Origin of the sequence: Paenibacillus sp. RC73, assembly GCF_044908085.1 — a bacterium.
GTDB classification, from domain to species: domain Bacteria; phylum Bacillota; class Bacilli; order Paenibacillales; family Paenibacillaceae; genus Paenibacillus; species Paenibacillus terrae_A.
In genome coordinates this window covers 24,168-47,230 of the sequence record NZ_JBIYCV010000011.1, presented here as the reverse complement: position 1 = coordinate 47,230, position 23,063 = coordinate 24,168, and the positions used below count along the sequence as shown (strand labels likewise).

20 protein-coding genes and 1 riboswitch are annotated in these 23,063 nt (G+C 43.4%); of the genes, 6 read left to right on the top strand and 14 right to left on the bottom strand.

The window, feature by feature from the left end:
• Window positions 1-158 precede the first annotated feature (158 nt).
• The 5 genes from ABH897_RS22415 to desA form a co-directional block, all read right to left on the bottom strand.
• Window positions 159-797, bottom strand: a complete 639-nt coding sequence (locus ABH897_RS22415) for a deoxynucleoside kinase (RefSeq protein ID WP_283654735.1) — start codon at window positions 795-797, stop codon at window positions 159-161.
• Window positions 794-1,417, bottom strand: a complete 624-nt coding sequence (locus ABH897_RS22410; RefSeq protein WP_283654734.1) for a deoxynucleoside kinase — start codon at window positions 1,415-1,417, stop codon at window positions 794-796. The genes ABH897_RS22415 and ABH897_RS22410 overlap by 4 nt, the downstream gene beginning before the upstream one ends.
• A 181-nt stretch (window positions 1,418-1,598) precedes the next feature.
• Window positions 1,599-2,198, bottom strand: a complete 600-nt coding sequence (locus ABH897_RS22405; RefSeq protein WP_283654733.1) for a response regulator transcription factor — start codon at window positions 2,196-2,198, stop codon at window positions 1,599-1,601.
• Window positions 2,195-3,328, bottom strand: a complete 1,134-nt coding sequence (locus tag ABH897_RS22400; protein ID WP_404592725.1) for a sensor histidine kinase — start codon at window positions 3,326-3,328, stop codon at window positions 2,195-2,197. The genes ABH897_RS22405 and ABH897_RS22400 overlap by 4 nt, the downstream gene beginning before the upstream one ends.
• A 72-nt stretch (window positions 3,329-3,400) precedes the next feature.
• Window positions 3,401-4,456 (bottom strand): Delta(5) desaturase DesA, encoded by a 1,056-nt coding sequence (gene desA, locus ABH897_RS22395; protein ID WP_283657617.1) that lies wholly within the window; start codon window positions 4,454-4,456, stop codon window positions 3,401-3,403.
• A 219-nt stretch (window positions 4,457-4,675) separates the two neighbouring features.
• Window positions 4,676-4,760: riboswitch (ZMP/ZTP riboswitch) on the top strand.
• A gap of 113 nt (window positions 4,761-4,873) precedes the next feature.
• Between desA and ABH897_RS22390 the strand changes: the two genes are divergently transcribed.
• Both ABH897_RS22390 and ABH897_RS22385 read left to right on the top strand, forming a co-directional pair.
• Window positions 4,874-5,740, top strand: a complete 867-nt coding sequence (locus tag ABH897_RS22390; protein WP_404521063.1) for a bifunctional 5,10-methylenetetrahydrofolate dehydrogenase/5,10-methenyltetrahydrofolate cyclohydrolase — start codon at window positions 4,874-4,876, stop codon at window positions 5,738-5,740.
• The gene (locus tag ABH897_RS22385; RefSeq protein ID WP_404521062.1) at window positions 5,737-6,372 is read left to right on the top strand and encodes a cyclodeaminase/cyclohydrolase family protein; all 636 of its coding nucleotides are present in this window, start codon (window positions 5,737-5,739) and stop codon (window positions 6,370-6,372) included. Before ABH897_RS22390 ends, ABH897_RS22385 begins: the two co-directional genes overlap by 4 nt.
• 182 nt (window positions 6,373-6,554) lie before the next feature.
• Here ABH897_RS22385 and ABH897_RS22380 read toward each other — a convergent pair whose 3' ends face one another.
• Window positions 6,555-7,577: an ABC transporter substrate-binding protein gene (locus ABH897_RS22380; RefSeq protein ID WP_404592724.1), complete on the bottom strand. Its 1,023-nt coding sequence runs from the start codon at window positions 7,575-7,577 to the stop codon at window positions 6,555-6,557.
• Between the two features lie 314 nt (window positions 7,578-7,891).
• Entirely contained in the window at window positions 7,892-8,284 is a 393-nt protein-coding gene (locus tag ABH897_RS22375; protein ID WP_044646631.1) for a winged helix-turn-helix transcriptional regulator, read from the bottom strand.
• Window positions 8,285-8,426: 142 nt separating this feature from the next.
• Here ABH897_RS22375 and ABH897_RS22370 point away from each other — a divergent pair, with 142 nt between their 5' ends.
• On the top strand, window positions 8,427-9,101 hold the full coding sequence (locus tag ABH897_RS22370) for an NAD(P)H-dependent oxidoreductase (protein ID WP_283654728.1): 675 nt from the start codon (window positions 8,427-8,429) through the stop codon (window positions 9,099-9,101).
• Between the two features lie 56 nt (window positions 9,102-9,157).
• On the opposite strand, the gene ABH897_RS22365 is transcribed toward ABH897_RS22370, so the two are convergent.
• On the bottom strand, window positions 9,158-12,037 hold the full coding sequence (locus ABH897_RS22365) for an S-layer homology domain-containing protein (protein ID WP_404592723.1): 2,880 nt from the start codon (window positions 12,035-12,037) through the stop codon (window positions 9,158-9,160).
• Between the two features lie 488 nt (window positions 12,038-12,525).
• Window positions 12,526-13,224 (bottom strand): hypothetical protein, encoded by a 699-nt coding sequence (locus ABH897_RS22360; RefSeq protein WP_404592722.1) that lies wholly within the window; start codon window positions 13,222-13,224, stop codon window positions 12,526-12,528.
• 216 nt (window positions 13,225-13,440) lie between these two features.
• On the opposite strand from ABH897_RS22360, the gene ABH897_RS22355 reads away from it, so the two are divergent.
• Entirely contained in the window at window positions 13,441-14,169 is a 729-nt protein-coding gene (locus ABH897_RS22355) for a GNAT family N-acetyltransferase (protein ID WP_404580672.1), read from the top strand.
• Window positions 14,170-14,283: 114 nt separating this feature from the next.
• Here the strand turns inward: ABH897_RS22355 and ABH897_RS22350 are convergent, their stop codons facing one another.
• Window positions 14,284-15,663 (bottom strand): amino acid permease, encoded by a 1,380-nt coding sequence (locus ABH897_RS22350; protein WP_283654724.1) that lies wholly within the window; start codon window positions 15,661-15,663, stop codon window positions 14,284-14,286.
• Window positions 15,664-15,683: 20 nt separating this feature from the next.
• Here ABH897_RS22350 and ABH897_RS22345 point away from each other — a divergent pair, with 20 nt between their 5' ends.
• Window positions 15,684-15,917, top strand: coding sequence for a hypothetical protein (locus ABH897_RS22345; protein ID WP_404580671.1), 234 nt, complete (start codon window positions 15,684-15,686; stop codon window positions 15,915-15,917).
• Between the two features lie 259 nt (window positions 15,918-16,176).
• On the opposite strand, the gene ABH897_RS22340 is transcribed toward ABH897_RS22345, so the two are convergent.
• The 4 genes from ABH897_RS22340 to ABH897_RS22325 form a co-directional block, all read right to left on the bottom strand.
• Window positions 16,177-16,347 carry a helix-turn-helix domain-containing protein gene (locus ABH897_RS22340; protein ID WP_404580670.1) on the bottom strand — a complete coding sequence of 57 codons (171 nt, stop codon included), beginning with the start codon at window positions 16,345-16,347 and terminating at the stop codon, window positions 16,177-16,179.
• A 351-nt stretch (window positions 16,348-16,698) separates the two neighbouring features.
• The gene (locus tag ABH897_RS22335) at window positions 16,699-17,142 is read right to left on the bottom strand and encodes a HEAT repeat domain-containing protein (protein WP_283654723.1); all 444 of its coding nucleotides are present in this window, start codon (window positions 17,140-17,142) and stop codon (window positions 16,699-16,701) included.
• A gap of 642 nt (window positions 17,143-17,784) precedes the next feature.
• Entirely contained in the window at window positions 17,785-18,309 is a 525-nt protein-coding gene (locus ABH897_RS22330) for a VOC family protein (protein WP_283654722.1), read from the bottom strand.
• 151 nt (window positions 18,310-18,460) lie between these two features.
• Complete coding sequence (locus ABH897_RS22325) at window positions 18,461-19,423, bottom strand: helix-turn-helix transcriptional regulator (RefSeq protein WP_283654721.1); 963 nt, start codon at window positions 19,421-19,423, stop codon at window positions 18,461-18,463.
• A gap of 723 nt (window positions 19,424-20,146) precedes the next feature.
• Here ABH897_RS22325 and ABH897_RS22320 point away from each other — a divergent pair.
• The gene (locus ABH897_RS22320) at window positions 20,147-23,029 is read left to right on the top strand and encodes a contractile injection system protein, VgrG/Pvc8 family (RefSeq protein WP_404592721.1); all 2,883 of its coding nucleotides are present in this window, start codon (window positions 20,147-20,149) and stop codon (window positions 23,027-23,029) included.
• Window positions 23,030-23,063: the final 34 nt, after the last annotated feature.

Here is a 23,063-nt window from a genome sequence, read left to right as displayed (position 1 = left end):
TGTTCCTATATCCATCAATCAAAATATACCAGCTTCATGATCGCCAATCCATATTCCTGATGGATCATTTTCAGCGTGCTTACCTGCACAGATGTGCAAGGCTTTTAGAAATGTGTAACACAAAAAAACCGTCCTCACGGACGGTCAACAATTTTTATTTATTTAGAAATTACCTTGCCTACCTCTACCAAAATGGCATCCATAGAAGCGGGATCATGCACGTCATATTCATCAATGTTCAGACGCAGCACAGGACAGGCATCGAACTCGTTGATCCAATTGGAATATCTGCGATACATTTGCTCCCAATAAGATCGCTCGGTCTGGATTTCCATTTCACGACCGCGCTCCTCGATCCGGCTCAGTATGGATGGCAAGCTGCCTTCCAGGTAGACCAGCACATCCGGGTGCGGGAAAAACGGTGTCATTACCATCGCCTCAAACAAACTGGTATACGTTTCATAATCCGTAGGGTTCATCGTCCCCTGATCGGCATGCATTTTCGCAAAAATTCCTGTGTCCTCATAAATCGAACGGTCCTGCACAAAGCCTCCACCGGATAAGAAAATATTTTTTTGCTCCTTGAAGCGCTCGGCCAGAAAATAAATTTGCAGATGAAAGCTCCATCTTTCGAAATCGTGATAAAACTTCTCCAGATATGGATTATGATCCACCTTCTCCAGTGAGGTTTTAAAGCCCAGGCGTTCAGCCAAAGCAGCCGTTAGTGTGGATTTCCCCACACCTACCGTGCCCGCTACCGTAATCAGGGCATTCGCGGGAATGTTGTATTTATTCATTGAATAAGCTCCTTTACATCAGAAACAATCTGTTCAAATTGTGCTCGGTTTTCTACAAAATCAATCTCATTCCCGTTAACGGTCAATATCTTGGGAAAAGGAGCCTGTTTGGCAAGAAATTGTATGCCATTATCATAATCGGTGATGAGCTGCTCCAGATATGCCGGGTCCATCTCCTGTTCAAAGGAGCGCGCCCGTTTGCGAATTCTGCCCAGCAACGTATCCAAATCGGCTTTAATATAGATGATCATATCCGGCTTAGGCATATCGTCGGTGAGCAAATGATAGATTTGGCGATATTTTTCGAGCTTCACACCCTTTAGGGTTCGCTCAGCAAAAATCAGATTTTTATAAATATGATAGTCGGAAATAACAGGCTGTGCCTTCTCAATATATTGCAGGCCAGTATCCTCCAGTTGCTTGTACCGATTGCAGAGAAAGAACATTTCCAGTTGGAAGCTCCACTCATCTATATTTTGATAAAATTTATCGAGAAACGGGTTCTCCTCGACAATCTCTTTAATAATCGGCATATGCAGCTCCGTTGAAAGCATGGAAGCCAACGTCGTTTTTCCTGCTCCGATCGGCCCTTCAACGGCTATAAATGGGGCTTGTTTCATACGATTCCGTTCCTCCTTGTACTACGGTCCATCCCATGGACAGCTATCCTATTGTATCACAAGGAAGTAGACTAAAGGCATATACTTTCTCTTATGTATCCTCCGATAAAACAACAAAACAGGGGAGCTATGTCTTCCTTCATAGCTCCCCTGTTTCTCCTTGAACATTTCTGCCTTACGCTTATTTAAACCAGCCTTTTTCATTAAAACGCGTAATCGCCTCAATTCGATTGCTGACACCCAGCTTATCCAGAATGACTGAAATGTAATTGCGCACCGTTCCTGTCGTTAGGTACAGCTCACCGGCAATCTCTTTGGTGTTCTTCCCATCAGCTATGAGCGACAAGACGGTCTTCTCACGCTCGGTCAGCGGGTTAACTTCCGCATAAGCATCATCGACCAGCTCTGGAGCATAAATGCGGCGGCCTGCCATAATACTTCTAATCGAGGAAGCCAGTTCTTCACTGGGACTGTCCTTGAGCAGATAACCGTGCGTGCCTGCCTTGATGGCCCGTTCAAAATATCCGGGACGGGCAAATGTGGTCAGAATCAGCACCTTGCAATTCAAGCCTTTGAGTTCCTCAGCCGCATCCAATCCGCTTTTGATTGGCATTTCGATATCCATGATGCATATATCTGGCTGATGCAGCTTGACCAGCTCTAAAGCCTCTTCCCCGTTGCTTGCTTTTCCGACTACTTTCATGTCCTCTTCCAAGTCCAGCAGGGAGGCCAAAGCACCCAGCAGCATACGCTGGTCTTCCGCAATGACGATTCGAATCATGGCCCCACCTCCTCATTTGGCTTTTCAGTAATATTCGGCACTTTTATGATCAGGGCCGTTCCCTGATCTGAACGCAGCTCCATACACCCGTTCACAAATTCGAGCCGTTCCTTCATCCCTTGCAGACCATTCCCCCGAAAGGCTGCACTTTCTCCCGTAACGCCGACTCCATTGTCCTGAATCCGAAGGGTCAGCTCCTTACGAGACGGCTCAATGGTAATGGAGCAGGCTGTAGCGCCACTGTGCTTCACCACATTGGTCACCGCCTCTTTCATGCACATACTAAGCACATTCTCGTTCATCAAAGACGTATGCTCCAGCTTTGGGTCGCCCTCCAAGGTGAATTCAATGTGAGCAGCCTTTAAAATCTGCCGAATACGCAGTAATTCATCCTCTAATCGCATACCTCGCATCTGAGTGACCATTTCCCGCACTTCTTTTAACGCACTTCTCGCCGTAAGACGAACATCGTTAATTTCAGCGTGAGCCCGCTCCGGGTACTGATCCATCAGCTTGCCAGCCAAATCACTTTTCAGTCCGATGAGTGACAGCTTTTGACCGAGAGTATCATGCAGGTCGCGCGCAATTCTTTGCCGCTCCTCCAGCTTAATCAATTCCGATATTTTCTTATTGGCATCCTCTAATTGCACTTGAAGCCGATCACTTTTATTTCGGTTAAAAGTGGTTATCGGAATCAAGATTACACCAAGCAGATTCAGCAAAACAAAGGGAATCTGCTTAATAAAAACAGGATTTCCAGAAACAAAACCATAATTGATCAATCCAATGGTACAGACCATCAGAACAATATACAATGTAGTGAATGCGGCCTTGCTTTTGATATTACCAATCAGGAAAGCGATAAATATCGAGAAATACATATAGCTGAATAACAACGTCATGGTAATGGATATCGCAATCTGTACACTGGTCCAGAAGTAGATCAGCCAACCTTGAGCGACAAAAGCCAGTACATAACAAGCAAAAAACACTAAAATAATGATGGTACCCAGCACAATATGGCTTGTAGATGAGGAGCTAAAAAAATAGAAGGGCAGGATATAAAAGACGACCCATACATAAGGGTTAAGTCCCGTATTTCTTTGAAAAATCTGATACCATTTTTGCATCCTGCCCACCCTTTATCATTTCACTAATTCAGCTTATATCCCTTATCTTATCATACCGTGTTTCGTACAAAGTTATTTTCTTTCCGTACTCACAACAGGTGTGGGGACGGGTTTCGTAACGGCAACACGTTTGCTGAGCAACGGCTTCACTTGTTTAAAGGTCAAAAAGGTTTTCGTGCTTTCATCCCAAAGCCGGAACTTCAGAGATTGCAGACTTGTGCTCACCGTGATAGTCGTCGCTTTTTGAAGCTGCGGGGTGGCATCATGCGCCTTCTCCAAATTGTAATTCGGTACTTTCGGACTCAAATGATGAACGTGATGGAAGCCGATATTGCCCGTAATCCATTGCAACACCTTAGGAAGCTTATAATAAGAGCTGCCTTCTACGGCTGCATTAATATAGCTCCACTCTTCATCATGCTCAAAATACGAATCCTCAAACTGATGTTGTACATAGAACAACCAGATTCCCAGCACACCTGATACAAAAAAAATAGGTGCCTGTATCAAAACAAAATTCTGCCATCCGATGGCCCAGCACAACAGAGCGTACAATACGACGAGGGATACATTCGTCAAATAGGTGTTCATTTTTTCCTTGCGTTTTGCCTTCTTTGTGTTAAAGCGATAGGAAATCAAAAAAGTGTAGATCGGACCGAGTCCGAACATCCCCCATGGACTCCGGTATACACGATAAGCCAGTCGTGTCCATGCAGAAGCTTCTACATACTCTTCCACCGTAAGCACCCACATATCACCTGTGCCTCGTTTGTCCAGATTACTGCTGGTTGCATGGTGGATCGCGTGGCTATTTTTCCATTGGTCATACGGGCAAAGTGTAATAATACCTGTAATCGTGCCCACAATGTCATTCAGCCTGCGGCTTTTGAAGAACGATTGATGACCGCAATCATGAAAAATGATAAATGCTCGTATAACAAATCCGGAAGTAATAATAGTAATCGGAAGAGTCAGCCAATACGATACCGACAGACTAAGATAAGCGGCATACCATAGCAGAATCAGTGGACCCAGGGTGTTAATGAGTTGCAGAACGCTGGATTTCGTGTTTATTTTCTCGTAGGGAGCCATATTTTTTTTCAATTGGGCTAATGGGAGTTGTGTCATACTTATTTATGATCCTCCTTTAAAATGACGCCCATACTTTGATCTCGTCAGGCGTACATGTTGATCTAACCTCAGTATAAGGGGATACCTGTGTTGGATGTAGTCATAAACGTCAGTTCGGGAATATGACATTTGTCATATAGACAAATAACATGACCTCTTTGCCAAATGTTCACGGGTTTCTTTTCGGAAGATTATTTGTTAAAATATAAGGTAAATAACGCTGTATGTGACTGGCGAAGTCAGTGGAATCAACCACGAGGGAGCATACAATGAAAGCGTGCCGTTCGCCTGGGAGAAGTATTTGCAGAGGATTCGTCTGTCGTGACGACCTTGTGCAAATACTTTTTTTCGTTTTACAAGACCATGACACCCTGTTGATTCCATCATGCGATAAATTCAGAGGAGGTTCAGACTATGGCTATCATTATGAAATCCAAAGAAGCAGCTGAGCAAGTGTATGCAACGATCCGTAACAAAGTAGAACAAATGAAACAGCAAGGGCATCTCCCTCATTTGGCAACACTGTTGGTAGAAGGTGATCCGGCCTCTGCCTACTACGCCCGGACCAAGCAAAAAATAGCGGAGAAGCTGGGCATCTCCTTTCATCTTCATACCTTTGACCGCCATGTAAGCGAAGCTGAACTCCTTCACCTGATCGGCAGCCTGAACGAAGCCTCTCATGTACATGGTATTATGCTGGAATTGCCTCTTCCCCAGCATCTATCCGCCTCCGCCATTAAACAATCCATCGCCCCATACAAGGATATTGATGGAATTACCCCAGGCAACAAGCTGGCTACCGTTACAGGTGAAGCCGGGTTGTATCCCGCTACGCCTCAAGCCTGTATTGAGCTGCTCAAGCATTACGGTCACACATTGGCAGGCAAAAATGTCACCCTTGTCGGCATAGGACAGACAGTGGGACTCCCCCTTTTTCACATGCTGCAAAGAGAAAATGCCACCGTTACCGCCTGTCATGCAGGCACACGTGATATTGCAGAGCATTTGAGCCATGCAGACATTGCCTTTGTCGCAGTCGGATGCCCTGATGTGATTACACAGGATATGGTTCATCCCGGTTTGATTTTGGTAGATGCGGGAATTAACGAGACGCTGGAGGGAAAAATAGTGGGGGATGCCGCTTTGGACGTTGGGGAAAAGGTACATGCGATTTCTCCGGTTCCCGGCGGTGTCGGCACATTAACGACTGCAATCTTGTACAAAAATCTGCTCAAAGCGATTGATCTGCAACACTACTCCAGAGAGGTGGCCTATTCATGAGTGAACTGTCGTGGAGTGATTCCATCGGACATTTTCTAAGAGAGGCTGGAAGTGCAGCACCTACTCCCGGCGGAGGAAGTGTATCCGCACTGGCAGCGGCACTGGGCGCGGCTATGACCTCCATGACCGCCAACCTTTCCCAAGGAGAAAAGTACGCGCATGTTCATGGACAAATCGCCGAAGTGATTCACAGCATGGAAAACCTGTCCACACGCTGTGAGGAACTGATGAACGCAGACATTCAATCCTTTGAACAATACATGACCGCATTGCGCTTGCCCAAAGAAACAGACGAAGAAAAACGCTATCGAACCCATTCCCTACAGACCGCGGTGATCGCCGCCATTGAGGTGCCGATGCGTTTGCTGGAAGTATGCCGGGACGGAATGCAGCGTGCCTACAGTATCGTGGAGCTGTCCAACAAAAATGTCATTTCTGATCTCGGCATAGGGGCGATCCTGTTCGAGGCTGCCGCCCAATCCGCCCTGCTCACCGTTGACATTAACCTTGCTTCCCTGAAAGATTTGGATGCCAAACACGCCTATGAAGCGAAAACGGCTGCACTCATTCGTGAAATTGGACAAATCAAAGCGCAAACCTTATTGATCGTACGCAGCCGAATAACGGGTTAAGAAATAACCTCCAAATCCATCTCTAAGCATGGGTTTTTGGAGGCTATTTTTTTTGGAATTGATTTGTTTTGGATATCTTAGAATGTAACCGATTGCAACAAAAAACGATCTCACAAAAAAAGCACCTCACCCACGGCCATACTGCCCATGTAGTAAAATGCTTACGAATGTGGATCATATACTTATTTTTTCGCTTTATTCTCTGTTTCTCTTTCAATCAGCATATCCACGATCATATCAATCTGCCCGGTAATGGCGATCGGATCATAGCGATAGTACGTATCAAAATCGTTAAAGAACACTCTATTGTTCTTCACCGCAGGCAGGTTCCCCCACACAGCGGACGATTTCAGCTGCTTGAGCGCGTCTCCCTTTTTCTCCGGGTCATAGGTTGTCAGAAACATATAATCTGCGGCGTACTGTGGCAATACCTCCAGCGAAAGCTGTACGGTTTGTTCCTTGGAGTTGGTCGTTTTCTTCGGCATGTTCAGCTTGAGTGCATTGTATACGGCTTGTCCGCCCCGGCCTGCATTGTCTCCAAATATCCAAAGGGCGTTCTTGTCCGTTAGCTCATACAAACCAAAGGTAGCCTTTTCGTCAATAACTCCTTTAAGTCGTGCACGGCCTTCCGCAGCCTTTTTATCAAATGCGGCAATAAATTGTGCGGCCTTCTCTTTTTCTCCGGTAATATCACCAAACAGCTTGACCGTATCATAAATGTTAGTCGTAGTGCCATACGGAATATACAAGGTCGGGGCGATCTTAGATAAAGCCTCATAGTTTGTATCCTTCATCACCACAATCAGATCGGGTTTGAGCTCCAGCGTCTTCTCCAAATTGGTCGGGTCACCCACCTCTTTGGTCCCTTTTTCCTTGAGCAAAGCAGTTATGAAAGGATTTTGAAAGGCCGTCGGCTCCACACCCACCACATTAGCCCCTACGGACAGTAATTCTCCGCCGTAAAAATCCGTCACAATACGCTGCGGTTTGGCCGGAATTTGAATATCCCCTTTGACCGTTTTAAAGCTTCGCATCTGACCGTCTGTCGTATCAGCATTTTTCTCTCCAGTGGAAGCTGACTCTTGCTTATCTCCTGGAGATGAAGCGGAATTACTTCCATTGCTGTTTCCGCCGCAAGCGCTAACGAATATAGACAATACGAGCATCATTGCAGCCAAAATAAAAAACGATTTTTTCTTCAACATATTAGCCCCCTATGTATTGTAAAATTGACCTTTTCAATTGCGTGATAATGATTATCAATATCGTATGAAATATATCAGGCAGCTTCCCTGCTGTCAACTTAAAATCGAAGCTTCAAAAAAGAGAGGAACTGGAGAATACCTGACCAAATCATCCGATGAGTGGTTCATTCTTATGAATCATTTGATTCCAGTCTCTCACTGGATTTATGCAAAATGCTCTTATTGATAAAGCGTAAAAGGCACTACGATATATGCTCTAGCATACGATCGTAAGTGCCTTTTTCGCGTACCTGTATTGATAGATGAACATCCCTCTACAAGCCGGGCTTGGATGGCTCCATGCAGCTTTCTGATGAACGATGCCTGGTTTTATATTCTTCTCCCCAATCCTTCATTAAGTTAATAATCGGAGTCAGAGTTCTTCCAAATTCGGTTAGAGAATATTCGACTTTGGGAGGAACTTGCTGATAGACTTCACGGTGAACTACACCATCCTCTTCCAGCTCGCGTAACTGGAGCGTCAGCATGCGCTGAGTGATCCCCGGACAGATTCGCCGAAACTCACTAAACCGCTTGGTTCCATACATTAGATGATATAAGAGAATCCCTTTCCATTTGCCTCCAATCACATCCAGTGTGTACTCCACCGGGCAGGCCTGATCCTTTCCATCGGGACATTCTCCAAAGCCGCCTTTCCGATTTCGCATAGGTATTTTTCCTCCTAGTATCATTTTGTATACTACAGCACATTAATGTGCGTACTTCTAAAACGGTCATGTATATTCTAATATTAAGCATGCCACTTGATAAGCGTCAATTCAATCATTATTCACAAGGAGTGAATGAACTATGGAAACCTTAACAACTGCTAAAAATCAAATCTTATCTGCATATGAGTTCAGACATGCTACCAAAGAATTTGACAGCCATAAGAAAATCAGCGACTCGGACTTCGATTTTATTCTCGAAACAGGTCGTTTATCCCCCAGCTCGTTCGGCTTTGAACCCTGGAGATTCGTTGTCGTCCAAAGTAACGCCATGCGTGAGAAGCTGCTCCCGTACTCTTGGGGAGCCAAAAAACAGCTACCTACAGCGAGCCATTTTGTACTCATTCTCTCCAGACTGCCTAAAGACATGTTGGCCTCATCCGAATATATCAAGGGTGTAATGGAAAACGTACAGCAATTGCCTGCTGAAGTGGCTCAAGGCAAAGCAAAGGTATATGATGACTTCCTGAAATCGGATTTTGAGCTGGAGGAAAATGAAAGAGCGATGTTCGAGTGGGGTTGCCGACAAACCTACATCGCACTAGGCAATATGATGACAGCGGCAGCTCAAATCGGAATTGACTCCTGTCCGATCGAAGGTTTTAATAAAAACAAAATTGAACAAATTCTTTCCGAAGAAGGCATCATGGATGCCGAGCATTTCGGCATTTCCTGCATGGTGGCTTTTGGATACCGTCTGAATGAGCCGCGTGGAAAAACTCGGCGACCTGCGGATCAAGTTATTGAATGGGTATAACTAAAGGACGAGTAGACCAAAAAGAACCGAAAGCGATATGCTCTCGGTTCTTGTTCTTACTGATAGTTCACTTCTTCTGCGAAGTAAATCTCCTTCAAACGATCCTTAACGCGCTGAATTTCCTCTGCTGTTAACGGAGCCGTAGGCTTTAGCTTGAAGTTTCTTCCGGTGACATAGCTTACATCCGTGTTCCTATCCAGGTTGAATGGTGTTTTGGGAACCGGATTTCGGGTATAGTCGGTAAAATCAATAATGGACCATGCCGTATCTCCATCCTCCTTGGATAAAATGATCCGCTGTGAAGCATTTTCAGTCCACAAGTAACGCAGATTGGCTGGTGAATTATTGGAGTCCATAACTGCCTTAATGCCGGAACCCCTAAACATGAGCGAAAATTCCGTATGATCATTATTCGATCCAGCTAACGATTCATAAATCTGTTTCAGCCCGTCCACTCCCACAATCTCGACCTCGCGGTCAGCAGGGAAGTGATTCACAAAGTTCTCCCATATTTGAGACATGTTATGGTTCTTGGCAAGCCAGTTGATGTCCAAAATAATGGACATGTAGTTTACCGTATTTAAACGTTGATACGGGTTATCTAAATATTGCTGTGCTATATACAGTTGTGGTGCCGCATCCGTTTCAGTCACATATGGGTCGCCTGGATGGAGAGTCCAGCGTGAGGAATCCTTTGTATAGCGTGATCCAATGGGATCAATCGTAATCGAGTTCATAAACACGATACCACTATTATTTGCAAGCCCCTGTGCTGGAACAATCGGATTATCCTTATTGGACCAGTAAGGCATCAAAGGTGAACCTTCACCATACATGCTGTTAACATTATACTGTGTAGCCGACCACCCCATCGCTGAAGTGATCTTAAAATGATCTTTAAGCCATTGGGCCTGCTCAGGGTTCACCGTAAAACTGGTCAATGATTTAGGCAGATACTTCCGGTATTGGTCTGTATCCATGCTTTCAAACACCGAAGGTGATCCCAACGACCCGGATTGGTGCAGCTCATTGAGTGCATTATAACGATACATATACAACCACTCGTTCATCCGTGCTTCCCATTCAGGGAGTGCGTACAGATTATTCGGATACCCGTCCAAAATCCCGACTTCATCACCATACTGATCCACATATTCCAAAACCTTTTTAAGCTGCGGGCGATTCGTTTCTACAAAAACAAATCTATTTTCCATGGCCCAGGTCACTTTTAAGTTGGGGCCAAATTGATCCATCAGCAATTGACGAGCCTGCTCAATTTGGTCTACCGTGGTCGTACTGCCCGCATCTTGTCCCTGTAGCATCATCGAGACAGCAAAATATTGCTTTTTGCGCTCTCCCGGTACTACCGTTAACTCGGCATCGGTTATGAAGTGAATTCCCTGAGATGGTGATTCAACCTCGATCTTGAATGGAATGACAGAGTTCACTGTAGGAATCAGATGCAGATTGGCAATATGTCCATCCTCGTCAAATATGCCTCTGGAATCCTCTATCCGAAGCTTCAAGTCTGACGGCAACAAACCTGGCGGTATGACCTCTCCCTTTGCATTTTGAAATACATAGGGCATACTCCAGGCTACAGGGTCTAGAGTAGTGGCCTGTGAAATGGTGTATGTCGCCAAGTATACGGAACTGATTACACTCGGGTCCTCTACTGGAGGAGTCTTCCCTTTCACGATCAGCTTGGTTTGTGCTTTAAGCACACGGTAGGGTTTGGCAATTGTGACTTCTATCTCTACAGGGATGTAACCATCAGCATCAGGAATATTTTGGGAACGCGCGATTTTCCCTTGTTCATCAAAAACACCTAATGTATCACTAAATGTGTAAGTGACACTTGTGACGCTGACATCGGGAATGCTTACCAAGCGTCCTTCATTGTATAGCTGAAAGGACAGCTGATATGCAGGATACGTTTCCGGTTGATTTACCAACTCCGGCGCCTTGATTACAACCTCATCCACTACAAAATCCGAGGAATGATCCGGTGGAATCACCGGTGGTTTCGGTTTCGGTCCCGGTGGCGGCGGCGTTACTGGCGGTATTACTGGCGGTGTCTCTGGTGGTTTAGGGCCAGGTCCCGGTGGTATAACTGGCGGTTCAGGCTTCGGCTCTGTTGGTGTTATCGGCGAGTCCGGTGGATCGGGCCTTGGACTATGGCTTTTAGGCTCTTCGATTTCTGGATTCGCACGCTGGTGACTAATTTCCGGCGCCAGGTCGACCACTACCTTCTTCGATTCTGGTAGGCTGATCGGCTGATTTGTCGTTGCTGCTCCACTTCCTAATGACTCCAGCAAACGCTTGGCACGTTCTCTCAGATCGTCACCGCCTAGCCATATCCGATAAGCAACCAGTGTAGCATCTTGCCGTCTCACAGACTCTTTGGGGTGGAAATAGTGATTTGTATCCCCTTCCATCAGTTCCAACCGTTCCATCAGCCATACGCTCGTTTGTGCATAGTCTGATATATCAGACTGATCCACAAAACTGGATATACTGGAAGCGCGGGTATCTTCAGAAACACCGAAATACCTGGCATACCAAACTGCCATATCCTGGCGAGTCATATTGTGCTTTGCACCGAATAACCGATCACTAATTCCTTTGGTAATGTTCTCTTCCTGCAGGGTCTGCACATAAGATAGAGCCCACGGCGACACATCTGTAAAAGGAACAACACTTCTGGTGTTCGACGTTCGTTTTACGGTTTTAGCAAAGATACTCGCCCACTCCTGCCGCGAAATAAAATCTATGGGCCGGAAGCTGCCATCGTGATAACCAGTAACAACCCCTTGAGCAGCCATGGCTTCAATCGCATCAGCAGCGTAGGAATGCTCAATATCGTTAAAGGCCCTGTCTGCAAAAACAGGTACAGTATGTACGCAGAACAACCAAACAGCTAGTAAACCAGCCATGTACCGCCTAATTCGTTGTAACTCTTTTTTACATTTCATAAGATTCTAGAGCATTTCCCCTCCTTTATGATGTAATACCAGATCACTTCCCCCTGTGCTCCTTTTCATTTGTGAAAATTATCTCTTTTGTTTTCAAACGAATTCTCATAATCAGTGACACCAAACTGTATATACTTGAATTATCGGAATAATCTCCCTAGGTTTGAATAAAGACAGTAAAAAAAGTCGCTTTAGGTATGCTGTATAATCCGTTAAATCGTCATTATTTTAAAGCCATATATCCCGATCATTTAAAATGGTTTTCATTGGAAATCAAATTTTCAACCCTTTTCTTCCATCACTGTATGTTCTCATTGCCAGCGTAGAAATAAAAAAGATAACATCATGTATATAGTCCCGGATGGGTATACACTATGTTATCTCTACTATTGCAGATCACTCTCACTTACTTATTTGGATCACTTATTAGCCATCCTATATCATCTGGGTTATTCTTTTGTAATAGCACCATTAAAAACATAATAGTAACTCTCTGAAATCCCATCTTGCGGATAAGCTGCAGGATCTTCGCTTGTTACTTGGCCTACAAGCTCCCGATTTATAAACGTGTGAGGTCCTTCCTCTATTAGCGCTTCAGCAGACATACCACTGATAGGTCTTACGGTACTGGACCAGAATGTAACTAAATATATATCGTCAGGATTAAATTGAAAGCGTCCTTCACTTGGTGTCCCCTCATAAAACAGCTCAGACAAAGAAGTCGCTTCTGACCCTCTCATAAAAATCCGAATATCACTAGTTCCATTCCATCTATGAGGAATTCCACCTCTGGGATTGATATACTCTACAACCTCAGGCTCTTGATCGCGAAGAAAATCAGTAACTGTAAATTTGTAAACCGCATCCGTTATGCTTACGGTTACAACTCCAGTTGTTTTCCCCGTTTTATAGCCGCTGAAATCTCCATACACATTTGGGGTTTGGCTTAAAGCGGCAAAAAAACTTTCCTGATCCATATATTCTATTCTTCCAGGTACTGCAGTCAATCTATATGTCTTCACCTCAGTACCCTTGTACTTGTCCCAAGTATATTCTGTGGTAGCTGCGTAAGATACCCCGCCGTTCCAGCCCAATGATGCTACTACTAGCAAGGCTAACATCAAGAGCAATGACCATTTTTTCAACATCTTCCCCTTAACCCCTCTCCATTTGCACTCCAATTATTTAATAAAATTATAGCTTCTCTAAAATTCTATTAACAGTTAAAATTTAGAAGAAAGTATAGATAATTTATGTCCTTTGTATATTGGCTAGACCTAAACAAAATTAGTGCTTTCTTTCTATTTCTTTTTGGCTTATTATTCGTTAGTATGTATTATTATTCATTTGTATGGAGGATACCTATGAACCTTAAAATGATTGAAGAGCTATCCTTGAACAACTGGCAGCCCCTGTCCACTTTGCTTTACGATGGATGGATTTTGCGCTTTGCAGATGGTTATACCAAACGTGCCAACTCGATTCATTATTCAACCTTTGACCTCGATCATAAAATTGAAGAGTGTGAGAGCTTATATTTCAATCGTAACTTGCCCGCAACCTATAAAATCACTCCCTTTATCCATCCTGAGCATTTAGATCGCATTTTAGAGGAAAAGGGCTATTCCCTCATTGACCCAACAAGTGTTCAAACCTTGAAGCTGGATAACCTAAGCAGCCCCCAACTAAATTCGGTGAACATAGATGAACATATGAATGAAGAATGGTTAGCGCATTTTTGCAGACTTAATCGTGTGGAAGTTCATCATAAGGGTATCATGGAACGCATGTTATCTAATATCATAACGAAGAAAGGGTTTATCTCGCTTTATGACAACAATCAAGTTATTGCTTGCGGTCTTGGAATTATCGAAAGAGAGTATCTAGGTTTATACGATATTGTGACCGATTTAAATTACAGAAATCAGGGCTTCGGGGAACAAATGATATTACATTTGCTCAAATGGGGACAAGAGCATGGGGCCAGACACAGCTATTTAGCCGTCGTAGCCGATAATAAACCTGCACAACGGCTTTATGCCAAACTGGGATACTCGGAAGTTTATACGTATTGGTATAGGGTTAAAGCTTGAGCCGTTTTTCCGTTTCCGAAGTAAGCTGCTTTTACCTTGGCAAAAGAAAAACCGAGCGAACTCAGGGAGTAACCTGAATCTCGCTCGGCGTGATCTCTGCATTTTAGCAGCCTTCTATTTCTTATCTAATTCTTCAATTCTCTGCCGCTTTCCTATGCCAAAGACAAAATAGCCGACAATGACGATTGCCATGAATGATGCTCCGACAATCAGTGACGTACGCGTGTCTGGATTGAACCACATTCCAACGATCACCAGGGACAAGAAGATAATGGTGATGTAGTTACTGATCGGGAAAAAACGAGACTTGAAGGGATGATTTTCCATTTCGTTCTTCCACTTTTTCCTGAATTTAAATTGGCTGATTGCCATTGCAAACCACGGTACCATGCCTGGAAGAACACTGGCGCTATAAATATACAGGAACAGCTTGGAATCAGGGATTAAGTAATTAAACAGCACTCCCACCAGCAGCAAGGAAATGGTCGCAATAATACTATTTCTGGGAACCCCGCTTTCGGAAACTTTCCCAAAGAACTTGGGGGCTTGTCCGTTTTTAGACAATGTATATAGCATTCTTCCAGCACTGTAAATCCCGCTGTTGCAGCCTGACATCGCGGCTGTGAGAACAACGAAATTGATGATACCCGCAGCGGCAACAATCCCTACTTTGGCAAAGGTTAGAACGAAAGGACTGCCGATCTCGCCAATTTGGTTCCAAGGATAGATCGTAACAATAACAAAGATCGCACCCACGTAAAAAATCAGAATACGCCAGATAATATTCTTAATGGCTTTTCGCAGCGTCATTTTCGGATTTTCTGCTTCACCCGCCGTAATGCCCACCATCTCTATACCCTGATAAGCGGCCGTTACAATACAGAGCGCAAATAAAAATCCTTTTAAACCACCTGCAAAAAAACCGCCATGGCTGTACAGATTGGAGAGACCGATCGGTTGCCCGCCGTTCCCCAGGCCAAAGAAGATCATACCCGTGCCAATAATCAGCATAAAGATAATGGCGACAATCTTAATCATGGCAAACCAAAATTCAAATTCTCCATAAAATTTCACAGCCGCCAAATTGGCTAACGCAATAATGATGACACCTGCCAAGGCTGGTAGCCATTGCGGAATGTCAGGGAACCAATAGCCCACGTACACCCCAATGGCAGTAACCTCCGCCATCCCTACAGTAACCCATAAAAACCAATAGCTCCAAGCGGTCAAAAAACCGGCCAAAGGGCTAATATATTTATGTGCAAAAGTAGCGAATGAGCCTGTCACCGGTTCGAGAATCAGCATTTCTCCCATCATCCGCATGACAAAAAACATAATAATCCCGGCTAAGAGATAGGCCAACAGCACAGAAGGCCCCGCCCATTTTATCGTACTTGCTGACCCCATAAACAAGCCAACGCCAATGGTGCCTCCAAGCGCAATCAGCTCAACATGCCGTGGCTTTAGCCCTCTCGTTAATTGTTTCGATTCCAAAAAAACGCTCCCCTTCGTATATGTTCATCATCAAACTGAAAGATATGGAAAACAGCCCCTATCCCAAAAAGGATATCGAGATATCAGGCTGCCGTGATGCTGATTTTGCCAATATAGAGATACTTCATCATCCGAGTGCGCACAAGGAAATCACGTCCAAATATGAATCAAGCCTTGCTGTTCCTGAGTCCGACCCTGTAGCAATGAAAGAATTGTATGACAAAAAAAACGGAAAATCAACACTTGTTAATTAACCAATGGTTAAAGAATAATGGTAAAAAATAGAGGAGCAAATTTGTCGTTGCAACAGCTTATTCACTATGACCACGCTTAGAGCTAATATATTTCACGGAAACGTGTTTATCAACGACAAACTTCACTATTACACCATCAAAAATGATCATTTTCCTACAATTTATCTACAGATAATTCTTAGTTGCTTTCTTTGCATTCCTGATATGTATTTCATAGCTTGCTCAAAAAGTATTCCTTTAACGTTATAGAATAGAAATATTATTGGTTTGTATCTTTCACATACTTGAGCAATTCTCCAGGCTGGCAATCCAGCGCAGCACAAATACGGTCAAGTGTATCCAATGTAATGGATTTAACGTCTGCCCCACCGTCAGACACCCACTGACTTATCGTATTGGGGCGTATCCCTGATTTTTTTTGCCAAAGCATACATCGTCATTTCCCTGTCTTTCAGCATTTCATCGACCATAAACTTTATCATTTAAATACATCCTCAGTTCATTTTATTTTGAAGAAATATAATAACCATAAATTATCTAATACCGAGTCGGAATACATTCAATTCTCCAATGAATGTGACCCATATTTCAAAGAAATTCGGCAATTAAATAAGATGTAACACATTAAAAATCACACAAACGAGGAAAAGATACAAACATACCCACTCCCAATATCATAAGTAAAAAAACCTTAACAAAGATAACCCCTTATCCCTGTTAAGGTTTTGTCTGCATTACCAGTAACAATCCTTAAAATACATTCAGTTGTAGGATTCCGACATTATCTTGTAGATAACGAGGCCCATTTTTGCTCCAGCCACTGATCAAACTCAGCACCCTTGTCACCTTCATAGACGTCAAAAATATCGACTCTCATCTTGTGCAACTTCTCGCGAAAATCGTTATAGGTATGGTCGGCTGGCAGGCTTTTTTTAATCCGCACCAGGATCTTCGTCAAGCCCTTAACAAGCTCACCCTCTTTGCGCACAGGGGGCTGTACATTCTCGCCCCATTCCTGAAGCTTGCGGTAAGCGGCTTCCTGAACGGCATATACCGTATCATTATTCAATCGGTGTGTTAGCACGTCAATCGTCTGTTGGTTCTTCCATGCACCCAGATCATTCACCGCAGCTAGACGCGTTTTCCAATCGGAGGTTCGGTTTACGGCTACTTTAAGCTGCTCATATACTTCTGTAAATTCCTGTTGAGTTTCGTTGTTTTCCAAAATAATCTCATCCTTTTCTATATCTGAGTCAATCTATATTCGATCCTATAACGGTTCCACCATCAGAACGCTTTGTTCACCTGTTCTTCAACCCTGTGACTTTACTAAAAAATCACTCCATTTGATGTTTATCATGATTGCCGTTTGTTAAATATAACATACTTGCAGGTCTTCTTCATATCTCGAACCATCTTCTTTATTTACAAACTTACGTGGAAAGTTAAATTGAGCTGTTGATTGGTCAGGCTTTCTTGGTTTGTATCACCAGAATTCATACAAAACTTCATCTATCCATCTGCATTTTTAGTTGGAGTAGCACAAGCTTTTATGAAAACGTATGTTCGTTTATAATTAGTGGGTTGAAAAATATATTCAGCATGAAAAGAGGAGATTCATATAACCATTCATTATAGACATAAAAAAGAGGACGTGAATACGCTCACGTCCTCTTTTCGTCCCCAACGAACCCCTCTACTCACTCTACGCCCTTATATACCAAGCGTGCGATGCTCTCCACATGCCTTGTGGCGGTGATCATGATGCCATATGAAGCTGGTAGCCCCTTGGCGACACGGTATATTTTCGAAGGGTTGCTTTTTCAACCTTAAAATTTAACACTTTTTATCAAGACAGTTATTGCATTTATTCTCCACTAAAGCTTTTGGCCCATTCAGCAACCCTCCGACTACTTTCTTCTTCTGACAAATCCTCAATCCTAGTCATAATAGACCATCTTACTCCAAAAGGATCCAATATACTTCCGAATCGATCACCTGAAACAAAGCTTACAACCGGTTCCCTTACTTTTGCTCCTCTTGCTACCGCATTTTCAAGTACCTGATCAACATTAATTACGTAAATTCCTAAAGAATAACACGCATTGTCTTCATCTGGCGGCAAGGCCAATTTATATGCCGGATTCGCTGCTCCCAGCTGCAAAAAACCATTTCCAAAATCTAATTCCGCATGAGCAATTATTTTATCGCCATTTCCATCAGGATATTCAGTAACATCCTTAACCCTTGCATTGAAAACAGTTTTATAGAACTCTATTGCCTCAGAAGGATTCTTCACTGTTATAAATGGGGTAATAGATGTAAAGCCGTTGGGTGTTCCATTCTTTGTATATTTACCTGACACTCCCATATATTCTCTGCTTTCAGTCATTTTTACTCCTCCTTTAAATGATCATAACATATCAATTTTATGCTTATACCTTCATTGGATAATTCATCAAGTGATACCAACTTTCCATCGGTAATCAATGATTATCATCATTATAAAATAGCTTCACTGACATCTGCTGTCAGTGAAGCTATTAAAGTTGATAATATTCCATTAACTCCGACGCAACAGCAACAAGTTTTTCCTTCAAACTCTGTGGTTCGATTACTTGAATGGATTTCCCGTAGGATAGAAGAAAATAAGGGACATATATATGAATTGATTTTTCCTCAAGTAAAAAGATTGCTTGATCTGATGTCCGCTCTTTCAGATGATGCCCCATAAACCAATGCAGGCATAAGTCATCCAATGCCTCTGACCTGCCCCCGATAATTAAAGAAATTAACCCGTCCTTGCCCACTAAATCAGGTAACAGATTTTGCATAAAAAATTCACGGGCCGAAAAAGCTTCGGGACGCTTAAATATTATTTGAGTACGCTTGATTTGTAGAATTCTATCTGCCCGAAAGCTGCGGATCTCATTCCTTAGGTGGCAAAATGCAACAGTATACCATTTATTGTTCCAGTAGACCATTCCATAGGGGTCTATCACCCTATTCTTGGGTTGTTCTTCATGGCTTGTGCGATAATCAATTTCTACAGAGAATTCGTTTGCTACAGCCTGCTCCAATTCCGCCAATACCGGCTGAACAGAAGGGTCTCCCATGCGGTTTATAACTTCAAATCCGGCTAAATGACGGCTAAGTATACTTTCCTGCTCCTGATTCGAATACATTTTCAATTTTGATGTCGCATTGCCTAACGCCTCACTCAAAGGGTATCCGGCTTCTTTTGCAAAAACAGCAGCATGAAGGAGTGCCTTTTTTTCCTCAATATCAAATAGCAGAGGTGCTCTGATAAAATTATTCAGCAAGCTATACCCGCCATTATGACCTGTGTCGGATATTATAGGCACTCCACTGGCACATAGTGCATCAATATACCGATAAACTGTCCTTATATTTATTTCTAACTTTTCGGATATTTGTTTTGCAGTCATTTTTACGCCTGAATTCAGCATCCATAGAATCGCCAGCATATTATCGTTTTTTGGCATAAGATGAATCCTCATCTTTCATTAAACCTCAATAATTTATAAATATCTTTTTTATCTTCTCAAGGATCGCACTAAATGATTAGCTTTGCGAATCGCCAGCATCCCTTATTCATCAATCTTTCAGCCTTTCAATCCTCGCAATGCTCTCCACATGTGTCGAGACGTTGGAAAGGATATATTCCTTTTTATTATATATATTACCTATAGTATCAAAAGCCACTTCTTCCCACAACACCTCCTTTTTCCAGATGACGCCCTGTCTCCCTTCACTTCTATCAATCTCACTAATTGCTTACGAGCCTGTATTAATTCACCCGAATCCATATTCACGATGAAATCAGCCCCGTTCCTCACTTTGAAAAGCAATTGCTCAAAATTACTGCCAGCTTCCTTCCCTCTCACACCTCCAGCTTCCAGTATTACACATAGTAAATACCCCAACCAATGGGTCATTCTGTAAAGTTAATCTCTCTTTTAACCGATAAATACATATGCTGGACTGTTTAATAAATATCACCTCTTACCCTTTTGTACCTTGAATGAAAGCTTACTCGGAACATCTGTATCCGCATAAGAACGTTTTGTACCCAACAAACTCAGTGATACATATGGGTCTTGACTCAAAGTTGCATCCATTTCTTCTATTAATCATACTCGAATTAAAAATGCTGCACTTTACTTTTGTAATCAGCCATCACATCTAGAAAGGAGTCATGAACTCACTTGAGCATATTATCAGATGGGATCGGGTATGAAAGCCTACGCTTTTATGGTCCCTTTCAGCCACAACACCTCGAAAAACTTCAAATAACACGTACCATTAATGATCATACCTTTTTACATATCAGTGGTATGCTCTCCGAAGAACAGGGAGCAGCTTGTATCGGACAGAATATGGAGCAAGAGCCGATTGTGATTCGTCAGTTGGATGATCAGGGACAATCGCTGAGAAGACTGTTCCACGGGATCGTTACGCAAATGTCTGTGAATTGCACACGTGGAGTATACACCTTTGAATTGGAGGCCGCTTCCCATTCCTATCAAATGGATATCAAGCTGAAAAAACGTTCCTATCAGGATATTCACCGCACTTATGATGATCTGGTCACTACGATGGTTCGGAAGTATATGTACGGAGACGCTATTGATACCGTAACTAATTATGCCATGCTGGATACTTTTGTTTTACAATATGAAGAGACGGATTGGGCATTCTTAAAGCGTCTTGCTTCCCGCTTTGGTTCGGTACTTGTACCAGAGGTAACCGCAGCCTCACCCAAAGTTTTTTTCGGTATGCCAGAAGGCAAGCAGTATAAGGTGGAACGAGATGTATTTTATCGGGTACGAAAAACGTTTCATGAGCTGGATGCGGAAAAGCCGAGAGAACGTGCTGGATCGTATGTCACCTATACAATTGAAAGTCTGCAATACTACGCGCTAGGCGACCTCATCACGTTACCCATTGGACAAGGTAAAGAACTGGTCGTGGTTCGGGCAGTGACACGGTTAGAGGATGGCTTACTGCGTACCCGTTATGATCTCCAAGCGGAACAGAATATTCGCTATGCTCGGTATGAAAACGATCAGGCCACCGGGATTTCGCTGACAGGAACGGTGCTCAAGGTACAGCAGGATTTCGTACAGCTTCAACTGGATATCGACCCGAAGCAAGATCCTGCCAAAGCCTGCTGTTTTCCTGTAGCGACTCGATATGTAGCCGAAGAACATAGTGGCTGGTACGATATGCCTGAAATCGGGGAACAAGTAGAACTGTATCTGCCTACACACCGCGAACAGGATGCCTATGTGACGGATTCGCTACGACAACAACGCCACACAAATGGACAGCCGAATGTGAAGGTATGGCAACATGTGCAAGGTAGCGGCGTAGAAATGTCTGAGCAAGAACTGATCCTTTCTACCTCCGATGGATTTTCTATTACATTGCACGAGGATACGGGCATTACCATCAACAGTCCGGGGGATGTACAGATTCAGGGTGGTCATGTGAAGCTCGATGCAGGTGAGGAACTGTCGCTGGAAGCTGGAACGGCGCTGTATCTCAAAGGTGGAGAAAGTAGCATGGTGCTGGATGGCGAGACGGATACCAAGGCTCCAGTGATTTATCAGGAAGGTACGGTAAAAGCTCCCGTTTTTGTAGCTGATCTCCCTCCTGTCTCTGAACCGCCGTTAATGAGCATCAAAGCATATGAGGCCGCACAAACCGCAACAGCCAAGAGCAGCCAAGCCCCTACTCCTAAGGCAAAAGTTACGACTCCAGCAGCGCTTCAACAGGCCAATGCTTTGATGGGGACGATATCCAAGCTGTTAGGCTCTATTCCCGTAGTTGGGAACGTAGCCAGTGTGATGTTGAATACGGTGGGTGGGCCAGCAGGTAAAGTGGCAGCAACGATGTTACAAGCAACTGGAGCCATCCCTATTCGTAGTAAAGGAACGCCAACGGTTGGAGGCAGTAAAGAAACGGGGTTGCACCCGCTCAAACACTTGGCCAGTTTAGCCATGCAAGGGTTGATTAGTCAATACGAGCACAAGCTGGCTAAACAAGCTTACTATAGCAAGTGGATTTTGGGGAAAGTGTATACAAGTGCACGTCATATGGCTGATTCCGGTGGCCCACTGGAGCTGGTGCAGAACTTACTGAAAGAATCAAATGCCAAGGCTCATGCCCAGAAACAAGTTCCTACCGATAAAGCCAAATACGATATCTCTAAGGAAAAGGGAAAGACTAAAGCAGCCTATGACTATAGCAAATATGGTAGAATGACGATAGGGAATGAGTGGTATTTTACCCAAGATAGTTATATTACTCCGGAATCAAGCAATGCTACCATGGCCTATAAGAAAGCTGTCCAAAGTGGAGAAATCAAAATAAAACAGGAACCTGTTCATGAGGATTTTACCATAAAACACATGAAAGCAGCTCAACAAGGTTATGATTCTATAACCGGAAAAAAAATAACGAAAGCACAAGCCGATACTATTATTCTCGGCAGTATAGTTAATAGTTTTCCAGGCGTTGGAGCTTCAATTGGTGTTAAGTTAAATGGGATAAAAATACCTTCTGGGCCGATTAAAGTTCCAGAGGGAAATATTACAAAACCAGTAACAGGGAAAACTCCACCTTCGAAACCGAGCGAACCACCCAAAACCGAGGGGACGAGTAATGTTGCTACTCAGGAGGTTGCTGATCATGTTACGTATTATCGAGTGCAGGGGGGAATTAAACCTAACATAAGTTGGGAAAGAATTAAAAAAAATGATGATGGAAGCATCACCATAAAAAAAGATGTTAATGTTAATATAAGCACTGGGAATATTGAACATGCTAAATATTTCCTTAAAGAAAAGCGTCCTGGTGGAGAAATAGTTGCTTTCGATGTACCAAAATGGCTTGATGATTTCGTTAAAGAAACCGCAATTCCACAGACAGGATCTAAGAAAAACCCATTAAACCAAGGTGGTAGTGCTCCTAAAGTTGTTGACCCATCTACTCCAGGTAACTCATATGAATTTCCCCCAATATGGTCTGAATGGTTTGAGGAATATTCAAAAAATGGTAGGATAATAAAAGATGTTGGGGATTAGTGAGTACTTAAGTCCGTTTAAAAATCAATTTAGA